We start from the raw sequence: 16278 nt of genomic DNA, 5'->3' as shown, positions 1-16278 counted from the left end.
ATTTAAACTTTTTGCACTTTATGGTTAAATATTAAAAATCAAACTTGTAATTAGCGCCCAACAACACCTGAATTCCTTGTACTGGGAAATTTGCCCAACGGTTGTATTGTTGATTGGCTAAGTTGTTTCCTTTTAAGAAAGCAGTTAATCTTGCGTTGTATTTATAGCCTACGTGCGCATTCAAATCAAAATAACTATCTAAAGTTACTTCTGTTGTATTGAAAGTTCCAGGATTAATTGTTAAATCCTCTTGAATGGAAATTAAATCTTTTCTTTCGCCAACGAAAAATACATTCGCTCCTGCATACCATTTTTCGTTGATATCAAAATCTACGGTTGAACCAATTTTTAATTGTGGTAAGTTCCACGCTTCTGCTTGTGTATCGGTTGAATAATTGTTGTAGGTTCCATTGATTCCGAAAGTTACATTTTTAGAGAAATCAGCTTTTAATTCCCCGAAAATACTTAGCGTGTTTAAATCGTCATACACCACTCCGAATGAATTTCCGTAAGCATAACCTTCTGTATTTGTTGATATAACATCAAATCTATTATTCAAAAATAAAGCTCTATTAGCTTGATTTTTATTCGAAGCTCTCACGTTGAAAGCCACTGAATTCGCTAATTTACCTTTCAAGCCAATATAAATATCAAATTGATTGTCGGTTGGAGCAATGAATAATGTGGGTGACACGAATGGATTTTGATCTACGAAATCAGCATACGAATTTTGCTCTAAACCTCCTTCTGCTCCAGCATAGGCTACCAAAATATCACCTACTAACTTATATGAAGCTTTAATATTGGGATAAATATAAATACTTTTTTTATCTTTTGATTCTCCAATAACATCTCTTTTGTAAATAGAATAGAAAATACTCGCTCCAAATTGAACTGACAAATCATCTTTCTGGTATAAAATACTTGGACTCATACCAAAATTTAAAGAAGAATATGTAAAGGGTGAATTGATAACGTCTATACGTCTTTCAAAACTTCCACCAACATAATCCACTACAAAATCTGCCTTTACTTTTTGATTCATCACATCGAAATCAAAATTAGGCTTAATGAAAAATCGATTTTCTCCAGAATCAAATCCATCAGAAAAACGTTTGAATTGCATGCTAGCATCTCTGAAAACACCATCTTTGATACTCATTTTTCCGCCTAAAACAATGGTATTATAAGTTTGTTTCGAATCGATACTATTAACTACAGATTCTGTAAAAATGGAATAATTTGGTAAACCATACCAATTATATATTTGATTTTTTACACCTAAATCTACATTCCAACTCATATCGCGCTCACGCACTCCGTACGTTACATCTAAGCTAGTATTGGCATATTTATCATCTAAAACCAAATCTTTAATTCCGCCTTGAGACGACAAATGACGCAACATTCCACCCACATAACTAGTTCTACTTAAGTTTTGTGTAATGAATAATTCCGCATTGATGGTTGGGTAATTTCCGAAACCTAAAGTTGCGTAATTGTTGTATAATTTTTCTTTTTCTGTTTTATCTACTCCTGCAGCTTTCCCTTTTGCTGGCGTAAATGTGGAAGCTACTGGAAACGAAAAAATGTTGTATTGAATTGGTTCCTTTTTTTGTTCTGCTTCGTCCTCCAAAACAGGTGTTTCTTTTACTTTGAAAGCATCTGAAATAGTGGGTGTATAAGGTTTGACAATGTTTACCACTTCTGAACCAATGTTTTCATCTTTTACTTGGGCAAAAGAAAATTGGATTCCGAATACGACTAAAACTATGGCGATTATATTTAATTTCTTCATGTTCTATATTTTTAAATGAGATACTGAAATATGTTCAGTATGACAATGAAATATGATTATTAATTTGTGATGGATGAATTACGTTTTGCTTCTTCTCCTTTGATGAAATCCAATTCTTTTTGAGCTTCTTCGATTACATCTTTATATTCTTGGAAGTTTTCAATTACACTTTCTAAAATGTAAGTTGCTTGGAAACTATCTTTTAATCCGTAGAAGTTTTTCGCCATAATTACCAAACTCTTCGCTCCAAAATATTTATATCCAGAGTAATCTTTAGCAATTTTTTGTACCACAACATTTGATGGTTCAAACTTGCCTTCTTTGTTTTTGAAATACGCATCGTAATACAAAGCTTCGGCTGCTAATTCTCCTTTTGCGATTTTTTGCAATTTAGCATACGCTTCTTTCGCTTTAGCTTCGTCATTTGTTTTGATTGCAGAACGCGCTACAATAATTTGAGCATCACTCTTAATTCTATCGTCGATTTTGTCGTTTTTCAACACTTTATCGGCATAAATAACGGCATTAGTGAAATCTTGTTTTTCGTAGTACGATTTCATCAAATTAGATTGCGCATAAGTAATGTTTTGTGGAAAATCAGCTTCTGTTTCCAAACGTTTTAAAACCGGAATTGCATTATCATAATTCTTAGCTTTCAAATGTACTTGACACAAACGTGCTAAGGCTTGCTCCGTAAATTCGCTTCTTGGTTTTGAAACAACAAATTCATAATGTTTCACTGAATTTACTTCCAAATTATCCGCAAAATACAATTGTGCTAAATAGAAATTCGCTTTTAATGCATGCAATCCGTTTGGAAATTTACTTACATAACTTGAAAATCCTGAAATCGCTTGTTTGGTGTTGTTTTGTAAGTATTGTTTTTCGGCAGATTCGTAAGTATCATTATCTAAATCAGCATCTGAAACTTCTACAAACGACAAGGTTTTTACCCAAGCCGCATATTCATCCACTTGACCTTTATCTACATAAATCAAACGCGCTGTTGAAACCGCTTCAATTGATTCGGGTGAATTTGGATATTCGGCTACTACTTTTTTGAATTTCGTTAACGCTAAATCTTCTTTGTTCGAATTATAGTAAATCAAACCTTGCTTTAAAATCGCTTTTGCTACATATGAACTCGATTTATAACCATTGATTAATCTATCGTAAGTGGTAATTCCTTTTTCGTTTTGGTTTTGATTCACGTAAGTATTTCCTAATTCATACAAAGCATCATCTGCATATTGCGAATTAGGAAACGTTTTTGAGAATTTCTCTAAATCTTCAATTTTACGATCTGGTTTGCTTACAAATCCGTAACTAATTCCTTTTTGGAACGCTGCGTAATCAGCATCAACACTTTTCATATCGATAGCTTTGTTGTACGCATCCATTGCTGGCCAATATTTTGCTGCCATGAAATTACAATCACCTAATCTCAAATACGCATCCGTTAAACGAACTCTGTCATCTTTAGAAAATTTGGTGTAAGCATCGAAATATTGAATCGCATTCTCATATTCTTTCAACTTGAAATACGAATACGCTAAGTTGTAATTCGCATTCTTAAATTCAGGCGTATTTGAAGCCTCTGATGAATTTAAAAACTGTTTGAAACTTAATTTTGCTTCTTCAAATTGATCTAAATTATATTCAGTTTCAGCTTTCCAAAAAGTAGCTCTTGCGGTGAATTTCGCATCTTTATTTTCGGCTAACGATTTTTTAAATAAAGCATAAGCCCCTTTGTAATCGCCATCGGTGTACAATTCTAAACCTCTGTAAAACGTTACTTTTTGATACGCTAATTTGTTTTCTGGAGATTTATTTTTTTCCAATAAAACTAATGCTTCTTTATAATTTTTTGAAGTGATATACGAACTAATCAATAACGTATTAATTTCCGATTTATACGGAGTATTTGGATATTTTGCCAAATAAGCATTCATGACTTCCGGAACCGATTTGTATGGATTTCCGATTTCGTAACTTAATTTTGCATAATTCAAATACGCATCTTCTTGAATTTTTAAATCAAATTCCATTTCAGAAGCTGTTTTGAATGCATTTAATGCTTGTTGCTTTTTATCAGTTTTCAAATAACTTTCTGCTAAATGATAGTAGGCGTTTTGGGCAACACCATCATTTCCACCAATGATTTTATTGAATTGTGAAATTGCGTTTTCGTAATCTTTTTGTTGGTAATACGTGTAACCTAATTGGTAAAAATCGGTATTGGTCCATTTTCCTTTTTTACCATTATAAGCCAATAAATAAGGAAGTGCTTTGTCGTATTGTTTTAGGTTGAAATAACTTTCTCCTATGATTTTCGACAATTCACTTTTCTCTTCTCCTTTCGATTTTGGCATTTGTTCTAAACCTAAATCGATAGCCTTTTGGAAATTTCCAAGTTTGAAATTCATATCAGCTTGAAAATAACCCATTTTTTCTTTGTATTTATCTTGGTCAGAAACCTGCTCAAAATATTGATTTGCACTTTTGTAATCATCGGTTTCATACGACATGTAACCTAAATAATATTTCGCCTGACTTCCAAAAGTCTTCGAATTCACTACTTGATTGAAGTATTTTGTAGCTTCTTTTGTGTTTTTAGCCGTGAAATACGCATACCCTTTCTGGAAATTATACTTTTCTCTTTCGGCTAGCGACATATTATTCGAATCTGCTTTATCGAACCATTCTAATGATTTTGGATAATTTCCTTGATCAAAATAGTAATGCGCTACTTCAATATATGCTTGATTTGTTTTCGTACTCGTCGGATAATCTTCTACAAAACTTTCTACCAAAACATCAGCTCCCATTTGATCCAAACGAATCGCACAATTGGCAATATAGTAAGCACAATCCGATGCTACTTCCATATTATCGGTTTTCGATTTTACTTTGTCGAATAGAATTTGGGCTGCTTGATATTGCTTGTCTTTGTACAATTCTACTGCGCGATTAAACTCGGTTAATTCGTGCGTGTATACAGAAGATTGTTGGGCTAAAAGTGTTCCTGAAAAGAACACCATTAAAAAAGAAAGTTTTAAATACTTTATCATGTGATTCGTTATTTATAAGTTCCAAATATAAGGCTTATTGTAAGTATTAACGAAGGTTCTTAACATATTATTGTACAATTTTTGAACATAGTTTTTAACCAAATACAATAATTTTTACCGAATTTGGTTTAAAATTTTGAATCGGAAGTTTAAGTTATTACTTTTACATTTTAAAATCCAATTTATATATGTCGCAATCAGTTCTATCCTTAAAAAATGTAACGATTTATCAAGATAAAAATCCTGTTTTAACCGATGTGAATATCGATGTGAAACATGGAGAGTTTATTTATTTAATTGGTAGAACCGGATCAGGTAAAAGTAGTTTCCTTAAGACACTTTATGCCGATTTAACTTTAACTGAAGGAGAAGGCAGTGTGGTTGATTACGATTTAAGAACATTAAAAGAAAATGACATTCCATATTTAAGAAGAAAATTAGGAGTTGTTTTCCAAGATTTTAAATTACTTTCTGACCGAAGTGTAAAAGAAAATCTTTTGTTTGTTTTAAAAGCAACAGGTTGGTCAGAACAAGAAGAAATGGATGTTAAAATTGAAGAAGTTCTGGATAAAGTTGGGATGAAAGGTTTTGCTCATAAAATGCCACACCAATTATCTGGAGGAGAACAACAGCGCGTAGGTATTGCCAGAGCTTTATTAAATGATCCTGAATTGATTTTAGCAGACGAACCTACAGGAAATCTTGACCCACAAACTAGCGTGGAAGTTATGGAAGTACTAAGAAAAATCAATGAAAATGGGAAAACCATTTTAATGGCGACTCACGATTACGCCTTGGTTTTAAAATATCCTACTAAAACATTAAAGTTTGAAGGTGGAAAAATGTTTGAAGTAGTTCAAAGAACAGTGTAAATGTTATCGGTTTTAATAACGATATACCATTACAATCTTTTACCATTAGTAAAAGAAATTCATCAACAATGCCTTGATTTAGGGATCGATTTTGAAATTTTAACGCAAGACGATGCTTCCCATTCGATTTATAATGTTGAGAACGAAAAAATAAATTTGCTATCTAATTGCAGTTATGTTTCTTTAGAGAAAAATGTAGGTTATCGTGAAAACAAAAACATTTTAGTTAGCCAATCGAAATATGAAAATTTATTGATTTTAGATGGTGATTGTGTTTTACCTTTTCCAAATTTTATAAAAAACTACATAGACCAAATTCCTGATTATGAAGTAGTTTATGGCGGGAGAATTCATGCTGAAAAAGCGCCTTCAAAACAACAATTACTACGCTGGAAATATGGCAAATTCATGGAAGACCAAACAGTCGACCAAAGAAATAAAAATGAGTACCGAGCTACTTTGTTCAATAATACTTTGATAAAAAAATCGGTTTTTAATCGCATTAAATTTGACAGTTCGTTTAAAAAATACGGTCATGATGACACACTTTTTTCATTCGAACTTCAAAAAATGAACGCTAAAGTTAGACACATTCATAATCCTGTTCAACATGATGATATTGACACGAATGCTGTTTATGTTGAAAAAACTAAAAACTCGTTAGACAATTTATTTTTACTCTATAAAAAACAACTAATTACAAAAGAATACAGCAAAATGGTTAACTTAGTTTCTAAGTTACATACTTTTAAAATCACATATTTATTAGCGGTTTTGTATTCGGTTTTCGGGAAATTTATAGAGAATCAACTTAAAGGAAATAGTCCATCATTGTTTGTTTTTAATGTGTTTCGATTGACTTATTTTAGTAAAATTTATATTGGATGAAAATACTGATAATCAATAATTTTAATAGTGAAAATCGCGTTGGCGGAGTCGAATACTATTTGCATGAATTGATTCAGTATGCCGAAAAAAACAATTCTGATTACATCTTCAAATGGTTTGGAAAGGATAAGATAAAAACCAATTGGGTTGAAAAATTCTATCATAAAACCATCACGCAGGAAATTATACGAGAAATTCAAAGTTTCCAACCCGATATCATTCATTGTCACAGTATAGGTGCGCCAGTTACGCCGCATTTTATGGAATTTGCTAAATCTAAAGGAATTGCAATTGTTTTTTCTTTTCGTGATTACTATTACATCTGTCCGAAAAATTATATGTTGAATGATAAAAACGACGTACTTCACACACATGAAAGTGCTTTGGAATGCATATTAAATCATCAACCAAAACGAAATATTTTATTTGATTCGTTGTTGTATTTAAAGCAATCGCACCATAAAAGTATCATCAAAAAATATATAAATTTCTTTTTGACGCCATCAGAAAATTTAACGCAATTTATTTCCAATCATTTTCAAAAAGAAGGAAAAACGCTACCTAATCCAATACTAATTGAACAAATTCAAAATTCAAAAACAGAAGGAAATTATATTTTGTTTGTAGGCCGATTGGTTCCTGAAAAAGGAGTTTTAACCTTATTAAAAACGTTTCAGAATATTTCTAAACAATTCCCAAAAGAACAATTATGGATTGTTGGCAAAGGAAGTCAATTAGAAGGACTTCAAAACTTTGCAAAAAATAACCAACTGAAAAACGTTTTATTTTTAGGAAATAAATCCCGTAAAGAATTGCAAGATATTTATGCTAATTCGAAATTTTCAGTGGTTCCGAGTGAATATTTAGAAGCATATGGAAATGTCATTTTAGAAAGTCTTGCTTTTGGAAAAACGGTAATTACAAGTGATTTAGTTGGGATTAAGAATGAAATTGAGCAACATAATGTTGGACTAACGTATTCCTACAAAAATCCAAAAGAGTTAGAAGAAAAAATAATTGAACTGCTTTCCAATTCAAATTTAAAAACAGAACTAGAAAGGAACATTCCAAATTATTTAGCTGCCAAAACGTTTTCAAAACATTTTGAAGATTTGGTAAGTGTTTACGAAGATTTATTGATTAGAAATCGCTAAAAAATCATCAAAATCTCTAATATAATCTACTTCTTCAAACACATCTGAAGCTACCACCAAACAAACCGCTCCTGAAGAAAAGTTTTTCAGTTCACGCCAAATTCCATTGGTAATTAACAAGCCTTCAAAAGGTTTATTTAAAGTAACTAATTTTTCAACTTTTCCGTCATTTAGAATCACATCAAAACTACCTGATAATGCTATCAAAAACTCTTTTTGTTCTTTATGCGAATGACCACCGCGTTCAGCTCCTGCTGGAACATCGTACAAATAATAAACACGTTTAATTTCAAACGGCACAACTTCCTTTTCGATAACGGATAAATTACCTCTCGGATCTTCTATTTTTGGGATATTTATGATTTTAATTTCCATTTTTTAAAATATGTAACCATTGCTTTACCACAACTTCTGACTGAAATTTTGCAACGCTTGAAATCGCATTAGATTTACAATTTTGATACAAAACCTCGTCTTCAACAAAGATATTCAATTTATGAGTTAATTCAGTAAAATTCTGATTTTCTACTAAAATTCCATTGTGATGATTGATGATCATTTCGTTTGGACCACTTTCACAATCAAATGAAATTATTGGAATTCCCAAATTTAAAGCCTCTAAAATAACCATTGAAAACCCTTCGTACTGACTTGATAAAACCAAAAACTTTGCTTTTGAAATATAATCATAAACATTTTCTTTGAAACCTAAAAGATGAACGACAGCTTGTAAATTGAAATCGGAAATCTTTTTTTCTAAATTAGCTAGTTCTTCTCCCGTTCCTAAAATTACCAAATGGATATTTTTTTCAGGTAAATGAGACTTGGAATAACTCTCAATTAATTTATCAAATTGTTTTAGTTTAACTAATCTTCCAACGGCAATTACATATTTGAAAGACAAAATTTCAGAATTGGAAGGTGTTTTAAAATCAAATGAATTCGGAATTACTTCAATTGCGCTGTTTTTAAACTCAATTTCTATCTTTTGTTTAACACCGTTTGAAACGGCAACAACTTTATACGCTTTTTGAAGTATTTTCTTTGCAATCCATTTATTTTCGGTTAAATAATTTTCTAATTTACTACTATGAATGGTGTAAATCGTTTTGACATTTCGATAAATAAAATGTAAAAATATCCATTCCATTTTTGGATTAATGCGATGACGAAAATCGATTACGTAATCAAATTTTTGATTTTTTAGATACTTTCGGAGTTTAAAGTATTTAATAAATTTCGAATACTTCCCAAACGAAACTAATTTTCCTGCAAATTCGAATTCAATTTTGTCTTCTAAAACTATTGTATAAACTTCAATTCCTACATCGTGAAGCATTTTTGTTGTTGTTCCAAAAACGCGTTCCAAACCACCTTCAGCCAATTTATAACCAACTACGGCTACTTTTAGTTGTTTTTTTGAGTGGTTTGTCATTTCGATTCGATTAGTTTCTTAATTTAGCATAAAAATAGATTTAAAAACCCAATATGCAAAATTTTCCGCTAGTTAGTGTTATTTGTTTATCGTATAATCACGAAGCTTACGTAGTGGAAGCCTTAAATTCTGTAATTAATCAAACCTATTCGAATATTGAATTGTTAATTGCGGATGATTGTAGTTCAGACCATTCGGTTGGAGTAATTCAAGATTGGTTGCAACATCATCCAAATGTCTATTTTTCGGCTAACGAAAAGAATTTAGGCAACACAAAAACCTTCAATCAATTAGCAAAAAAAGCAAAAGGCGAATTCATTATCGATTTAGCAGCTGATGATGTTTTATTACCCAATTGTATTGAAAAACAAGTAACAACTTTCCAAAATTCAAAGTATGAAAACTTAGGAATTGTATATGGAAATTTAATCGAAATCGATAAAAACGGAAATTCTATAAGAAATTATTACACGGAGGAAGACCATCCAGAAAGTGGAAATATCTACAAAATGGTGATTGGAAGAACAACTAAAATTTGTTCTGTTTCTTCTATGGTTAAAAAATCAGTTTTTGAAAAGTTAGGTTATTATGATGAAAATTTGGCTTACGAAGATTTAGATTTGTGGGTAAGAGCTTCAAGAGTTTATGAATTTGAATACATTCCTGATTTTTTGGTTAAAAAAAGAGAACTTTCTACTTCATTAAGTGCTTTTTTCACACAACGAAACAATAAAAAAACCAAGCGCTTGCATGAATCTTCTTTAGCTATTTTAAAAAAAGCATATGTTTTAAACCAAACCAAAGACGAGTATAAAGCTTTGTTGGGAAGAATTCGATTTGAGTTTTATAAGTTTCTGAAATCAAAAGAATATTTACTATTATTCCAATTGCTTATTTTAGGTTTAAAAACGAAATATAAATCGGTTTTCTAAGCCTTTTTGAGTTTGCTTTTTAATTTTAAAAATGAGAATCCTACTGAGATTAAAAAAGTAAGTAAAATTATTGGATTTTCGTAAGACATTTCAAACCAAAACAATGAAAATAAAGCTATCAATCCCGATAGAATTGAAAACAAAATAATGTACACTGTCTCGTTTGAAAATTGAAATTGATAGTTTTTAGAAACGGTGTAAAAATTATAGCCAAGAGAAAGAAAAAACATCATACTAAATCCAATTCCCAATCCAATTAATCCAAAATAATAAGTCAATATAACCGAACTTATTACATTTATAAAATCACTTACAAGATTTTGTTTAAAAAACAATTTTCTGTTACCTTTAACCAGTGAAATGAATCCAATTGGCCAAGCAATAGTTTTTAAAATCAATCCAAACAGCGCTATTTTCAAGATCAAAAGTACGTCAAGGAATTCTGTCGAATATAAAATAGTAACAATTTGTGGTGCAAACAAATACATTCCTAAAACCATAGGTACTACAAGAAAAAGTGCAAATTGTGTTTGCTGATTGATATATTTTTCAAAAGTAGATTTATCACCTTCTAAATTACATAATTGAGGATAAAAACTATTAGACATTACCACAAAAATTAAACTCAAATAACCAATTAAAATGGTCTGACTAACCTGAAAAATACCCAAAGCTTCTAAAGACAAAAAATCCTTTAAAAAAACACGAATAATGTAATATGCAATTTGATTTATTAAAGCTCCAATTGACAATATCAAACCTAATTTAACCATAGGTAATCCTTCAAAAAAGACTTGCTCTAATGAAATTTTTATTGAGCTTACATTGTTACCTCGCGTGTAAAAGTAAAGAATCACATAAGAAAAAATTGCTGAAAATAAAATTGCTAATGCTATGCCATTAATTCCAAAAAAATAATAGCAAAACAATCCCGAAACCATCTGAAAAATGGCACTCCAAACTTGAATTACAACCATTTTTTTCAACTCTCTCTTCCCTTGAAGAATGGCCATTTTAGCCGAGAATAATGAGAAAAACAAAAAATATAATGCTAATGTTGAAAACCAAAAAAAAGAAGCTTCTTCGGGGTAAAAATCATTAAAGAAAAAATAGGAAACAACTGCAAATAAAATTCCACCTAGAATCCCTGAAAAAATAGACCAATATTGAATAATCTTAATTTTACGATTTTCATTATTGGAATTCGTATCTGATTCATTTGTTAATAATGCAATTTCACGTACACTACTCGCCGGAATTCCAAAGTTGACAAAACCGTACAAAACACTCAATAAATTTTCAACCAATCCTATAATTCCAACACCAACAGTTCCTAAAAACAGAGCAGCAAACTTATTAACAATAACTTTCGCAACTATTTTCACAACATGAGAAACACCAAAAATTCCGGTGCTTTTTAAAATGGAAAAATGAAAATTTTTGTCTTGCATACAAACAATTAGTAACTTTTTTTAATTCAATTCGCGAATCACTTTTGCAGGATTTCCAACTGCTACAGAATTTGAAGGAATTGATTTTGTTACAATACTTCCATTTCCTACAACTGCATTATCTCCAATAGTAACACCTTTTAAAACTGTTACATTGTCGCCAATAAAAACATTATTTCCTATACGAATTGGGGCTACATTTGGGATTCCATTCTTACGTTTATCAATGGCTAAATTATGACCATCGTTATCTAAAAAAGAACAATTAACACCAACTAAAACATCATTACCAAATTCAATTCGAACATTTGCTTCAATTCTACAATTATTATTAAAATGATTATTCTTACCAAAAATAATTTCTGAATCTGTATTTCTTGCCTCGATATAGCAATATGATGAATAAAACATAGGAGATGCTTGATATCCAAATTTACAATTTGTATCAAAAGATATTTTCCCTTTACCATTTAAAAGCAAAGGTTGATGTAACACTGGCTTACCAAAAACATTTTGACAATCAGACAAAAAGCGATATTTCCAAACCCTCAAGCTAACAAAAAGAATATTTTTCAAACTCATTTAAAACTTATTTAAAACGGTTATAATATGTTGGATTTCAGAAGCTTTTAAACCCGAATTCAATGGAATACTCAAAACCTCACTATGAATTTTCTCTGTAATTGGAAATGATAATTGATTCCAATTAACTAAAGCTTTTTGCTTGTGTGGTGGAATGGGATAATGAATCATCGTTTCAATTCCGTTGTCCTTTAGATAATTTTGTAATGCTAATCGATCTGCTGTTCGAATTACAAACAAATGAAAGACATGGTTTTGAGAAAAATCCCAATTCGGAAGTGTAATCTTATCATTTTTTATTTCAGAAAGATAACGTTTTGCCATACTTCTGCGAAATTCATTTTCCGAATCTAATTGCTTCAATTTAATATTCAAAAAAGCCGCTTGTAATTCGTCTAATCTCGAATTTACTCCTATAATTTCATTTTCATATTTTACTTTCGAACCATAATTTCGCATCGAAAACAAAACCTCTGCCAATGCATCATCGTTAGTAGTGATTGCACCTCCATCACCTAAAGCGCCTAAATTTTTACCCGGATAAAAACTAAACGCTGCAGCATTTGATAAATTTCCTGCTCTTTCATTTTCAGAAAATTGACTTCCATGTGCTTGCGCTGCATCTTCAATAACTAATAATTTATACTTCTGTGCTATTTCATTTATCGCTTTCATTTCGCACAATTGACCGTACAGATGAACAGGTAAAATGGCTTTAGTTTTGGAAGTTATTTTGGCTTCAATCTCTTCTGGATTGATATTGTACGTTTCCAATCGAGGTTCCACTAAAACAGGAATTAAGTCGGCTTGTAAAACGGCAAGAATGCTAGCAATATAAGTGTTGGCTGGAACGATTACTTCATCTCCTTTTTGCAGTTTTCCTAATTGAATGTAGGCTTTAAAAATCAAAACTAAAGCATCTAAACCATTTCCTACTCCAATACAATATCTTGTTCCGCAATATGCTGCAAAATCGGTTTCAAATTGCTTGACTTCATTTCCTAAAATATACCAACCGCCCTCTAAAAATTGCTTCATTTTTTCTTGAAAAGCAACTTCAAAAGGTTGGTTTATTTTTTTTAAATTTAGAAAATGTATCATAATAAAACGTTGTCTAACAAGGTGTAATTTTTAATTTCAACTTCGTAAAAATCTTGTGTAATGCTTCTGGCTCCAAAACTTTCTTTCCAGTACAATAAGCCTTCGTTTATATTTCTTCCTTGATTTTCATTTGAAATTCCAAAGTCGAAATAATTTTTGTTTTTAAAAACATTGGAAATTAAATAATCGTGTAAAAAATCCAAACTTCCCAATTCATTTTTGTCAGAATTTCCAGAAATATATTGTGAATGCGCTACTAAATCGGTTTCAAAAATAGTAGTTCCAGCAACAATTGTATCATTTTGATACACATTAAATTGTCGAATATTTTTTGGAAATTTATTATGTAAATATTGAATTTCTTCTAAAGAATGTACGGGTTTAACCTGGTGTTTTTGAGCTAAATTGGGTATTAAAATTTCGTTCCAAAAAGAATCAAAATTAGATTCTTCTTTTACAACTAAATTGTGTTTAATTCCACGTTTCACGCCATTTTTTCTATCACGTGAAAAAGTAAATGAAGATTTTAAATCTACTACCGATAAAACATCTCTTCTGGTCAAATTACCTTGCATCAAAAACATTAAATATTTTAATTCGCCGGATGGGATTTGGTTATAAATTGTTGGTATTTCTTTAAAAATTAATTTTTTAAACCCTAATGCATTCAAATATTCAAAAATAGATTTTAAAATAAAAATAACTTCCGAAAGTTTTGTCTTCTCTAGAAGTAAAATACCTCCATAGGTTAAACCTTGATGTGAAAAAAGGGTTTCTTCAACTTTATTAGCAGGTAAAACCGCTATTAATTGCTGATTTTCATCAAATACTAAAAGTGAAAAATCTTGAAATCGGTCTTGATGATATTCCATGAAATCTCGATGAAACAAAAAAGTAGCATTTTTGGATTTAGCTACAAATTCATTCCATAAAGCAGTGTGTTTTGAGTGGTATTTTTGTACTTGAAACTTCTTCAAAACTAATTTTTAAAGCGGAAAATTACTAATTTTTTATGGGTTCTATCATCTTTAATAAGTTTTTTAAAAAAATATAGTAAATTTATGACCGTATTTTCACTAAATCAGTATGTTGAAAAAATTACTTTGCCTCATTTTTCTAACACAAATAATTACTCCAACTTTCACCAAAGCACAGGATATTTCAATATTTACTCAAATCAACGGTAGATACGATTTTACTTTTATTGGGAATACGATGAACCCTTATGAAAATAATTTCATGTTTCCAGATTACTTATTAACGCAATCATCAGCTAATTTAAATTTATCAAGTAACGATAGAATTGAAAGAGCCTATTTATATTGGGCTGGCAGTGGTTCTGGTGATACTTTAGTTAAGTTGAACGGAACGGATATGACACCAGATATCTTAAATACAATACAAGGAACCTCAAGTAGTTTAGATTACTTTAGTGCATTTAAAGACATTACAACATTTGTACAAAATAATGGTAATGGAACTTACACATTATCCGATTTTGATCTTAACAGCTTAGTTACAACTTACTATTTAAATGCTACTCAATTTGCTGGTTGGGCAATTCTTGTGGTGTATGAAAATCCAAACTTAACATTAAATCAAATTAATATTTATCAAGGCTTAGAAGCACTTTCTCCAAATCCATATGCTTCTCCACCAATAATTGACAATATGACAATTGAATTAAACAATCTTTATTTGATCAGTAATACCGGTGCAAAAATTGGATTTATCGCTTGGGAAGGTGACAGAATGATACAAGAAAGTGAACGTCTAAGTTTTTCTGCAAATGGCGTAACAACCATACTCAGTAATTCTCTAAATCCTAGTAACAATGCATTCAACGGAACCAATACTGAAATAAACGAAACAAATCTATACAATATGGATTTGGATGTTTACTCTATTGAAAATTATATCGTTCCAGGAACTACTTCTGCAACGGTTTCACTCCAATCAGCTCAAGATTATGTGATGTTAAGTACTATAGTTACTAAACTAAACAGTCAACTTCCAGATGCTACTATAGTTTTGGAAAATCCATCATCTGAATGTAATTCAAGAGAACTTACCCTTGCCTTTACTGTTTCCAACATAAATAGTACCGAAGTTTTACAAGCCAATACACCTATTACTTTTTATGTGGGAAGCGAAGTTTTGGCTACAACTTATACCCAAAATGTTATTCCTATTGGTGGTAGTGAATACGGAACTATCAATTTAACAATACCAAATACAATACCTTTAAACTTTACTTTAAAAGCCGTCGTTGATGATACCGGAAGTGGTATAGGAATTAGACCAGAATTAATAGAAAACAATAATACATTTGAAATTGAAATAACATTAATTGTATCTCCTAGCTTTAATACATTAGAAAATTTAACAACGTGTAATTTAGGTCTTAATAGTGGTGTTTTTGATTTTTCAAGCTATTCTGAATTAGTCAAAACTAATGGTAATCACGTTGTTTCTTTTCACGAAAGTTATGATGATGCTTTACAAAATAACAACCCTATTTTAAACACTAATAACTTCCAAACAACAAACTCTCCCAAAGAAATTTTTGTTCGAATCGACAATGGGTGTATTTCCGTAACTTCTTTCCTATTATTAACAAAAAACTGTCCTCCAACTGTTTACAATGCTGTTTCACCAAACAATGATGGAGCAAACGATTCCTTTTTCATAGATGGATTAAGGGATGTATTTTTGAATTTTGAACTGTTCATCTACAATCGTTGGGGAAGATTATTATGGACAGGTAATAATACTAAACCAGACTGGGATGGTTATGTTGAAGATGGCATATTGAGTAATAAAGCTCCAAGCGGTACTTATTTTTATATTCTACAATTAAACGATTCCGATTATCCTGAACCTTTAACAGGATATTTATATCTATTGCGTTAATTGAATCATCAAAAGTTAAAATTTTACAAATTCTGATTCATGAATTATTAAATCGAAGATAATTTTTATCTTTAGCCATTA

Annotated in this window: 13 protein-coding genes; 5 read left to right on the top strand and 8 right to left on the bottom strand. The window is 30.6% G+C overall.

All coding sequences use genetic code 11. From position 1 onward, the window contains the following. Positions 1 to 31 precede the first annotated feature (31 nt). Complete coding sequence (locus NAT47_RS05670) at positions 32 to 1798, bottom strand: porin family protein (protein WP_250581295.1); 1767 nt, start codon at positions 1796 to 1798, stop codon at positions 32 to 34. A gap of 59 nt (positions 1799 to 1857) precedes the next feature. After that, positions 1858 to 4869 (bottom strand): tetratricopeptide repeat protein, encoded by a 3012-nt coding sequence (locus tag NAT47_RS05665; protein WP_250581293.1) that lies wholly within the window; start codon positions 4867 to 4869, stop codon positions 1858 to 1860. 188 nt (positions 4870 to 5057) lie between these two features. On the opposite strand from NAT47_RS05665, the gene NAT47_RS05660 reads away from it, so the two are divergent. The 3 genes from NAT47_RS05660 to NAT47_RS05650 are packed head-to-tail and all read left to right on the top strand — an operon-like array spanning position 5058 to position 7783. Then, positions 5058 to 5741 carry a cell division ATP-binding protein FtsE gene (locus NAT47_RS05660; protein WP_250581286.1) on the top strand — a complete coding sequence of 228 codons (684 nt, stop codon included), beginning with the start codon at positions 5058 to 5060 and terminating at the stop codon, positions 5739 to 5741. Next, on the top strand, positions 5742 to 6629 hold the full coding sequence (locus NAT47_RS05655) for a glycosyltransferase family 2 protein (RefSeq protein WP_250581284.1): 888 nt from the start codon (positions 5742 to 5744) through the stop codon (positions 6627 to 6629). Next, positions 6626 to 7783, top strand: coding sequence for a glycosyltransferase family 4 protein (locus tag NAT47_RS05650; protein WP_250581282.1), 1158 nt, complete (start codon positions 6626 to 6628; stop codon positions 7781 to 7783). The genes NAT47_RS05655 and NAT47_RS05650 overlap by 4 nt, the downstream gene beginning before the upstream one ends. On the opposite strand, the gene NAT47_RS05645 is transcribed toward NAT47_RS05650, so the two are convergent. Together NAT47_RS05645 and NAT47_RS05640 are read right to left on the bottom strand one after the other, a co-directional pair. Then, complete coding sequence (locus NAT47_RS05645; RefSeq protein ID WP_250581280.1) at positions 7763 to 8158, bottom strand: sugar 3,4-ketoisomerase; 396 nt, start codon at positions 8156 to 8158, stop codon at positions 7763 to 7765. The genes NAT47_RS05650 and NAT47_RS05645 overlap by 21 nt on opposite strands. Beyond that, entirely contained in the window at positions 8148 to 9218 is a 1071-nt protein-coding gene (locus tag NAT47_RS05640; protein WP_250581278.1) for a glycosyltransferase, read from the bottom strand. Before NAT47_RS05640 ends, NAT47_RS05645 begins: the two co-directional genes overlap by 11 nt. A gap of 53 nt (positions 9219 to 9271) precedes the next feature. On the opposite strand from NAT47_RS05640, the gene NAT47_RS05635 reads away from it, so the two are divergent. Next, the gene (locus NAT47_RS05635) at positions 9272 to 10150 is read left to right on the top strand and encodes a glycosyltransferase (RefSeq protein WP_250581276.1); all 879 of its coding nucleotides are present in this window, start codon (positions 9272 to 9274) and stop codon (positions 10148 to 10150) included. On the opposite strand, the gene NAT47_RS05630 is transcribed toward NAT47_RS05635, so the two are convergent. The 4 genes from NAT47_RS05630 to NAT47_RS05615 are packed head-to-tail and all read right to left on the bottom strand — an operon-like array spanning position 10147 to position 14261. Continuing rightward, positions 10147 to 11601 carry an oligosaccharide flippase family protein gene (locus NAT47_RS05630; protein ID WP_250581274.1) on the bottom strand — a complete coding sequence of 485 codons (1455 nt, stop codon included), beginning with the start codon at positions 11599 to 11601 and terminating at the stop codon, positions 10147 to 10149. The genes NAT47_RS05635 and NAT47_RS05630 overlap by 4 nt on opposite strands. Positions 11602 to 11622: 21 nt before the next feature. Further along, on the bottom strand, positions 11623 to 12183 hold the full coding sequence (locus NAT47_RS05625; protein ID WP_250581271.1) for an acyltransferase: 561 nt from the start codon (positions 12181 to 12183) through the stop codon (positions 11623 to 11625). After that, the gene (locus tag NAT47_RS05620; protein WP_250581269.1) at positions 12184 to 13284 is read right to left on the bottom strand and encodes a DegT/DnrJ/EryC1/StrS family aminotransferase; all 1101 of its coding nucleotides are present in this window, start codon (positions 13282 to 13284) and stop codon (positions 12184 to 12186) included. It lies immediately after the preceding gene. Further along, positions 13281 to 14261: a GNAT family N-acetyltransferase gene (locus NAT47_RS05615; RefSeq protein WP_250581261.1), complete on the bottom strand. Its 981-nt coding sequence runs from the start codon at positions 14259 to 14261 to the stop codon at positions 13281 to 13283. Before NAT47_RS05615 ends, NAT47_RS05620 begins: the two co-directional genes overlap by 4 nt. Positions 14262 to 14370: 109 nt before the next feature. On the opposite strand from NAT47_RS05615, the gene NAT47_RS05610 reads away from it, so the two are divergent. Beyond that, positions 14371 to 16197 (top strand): gliding motility-associated C-terminal domain-containing protein, encoded by a 1827-nt coding sequence (locus NAT47_RS05610; protein WP_250581259.1) that lies wholly within the window; start codon positions 14371 to 14373, stop codon positions 16195 to 16197. Positions 16198 to 16278 lie beyond the last annotated feature (81 nt).

The sequence above is a fragment of the Flavobacterium fragile genome (assembly GCF_023634865.1).
In the GTDB taxonomy this organism is placed as follows: Bacteria; Bacteroidota; Bacteroidia; order Flavobacteriales; family Flavobacteriaceae; genus Flavobacterium; species Flavobacterium fragile.
This window is presented reverse-complemented; position numbering and strand designations above follow the sequence as displayed.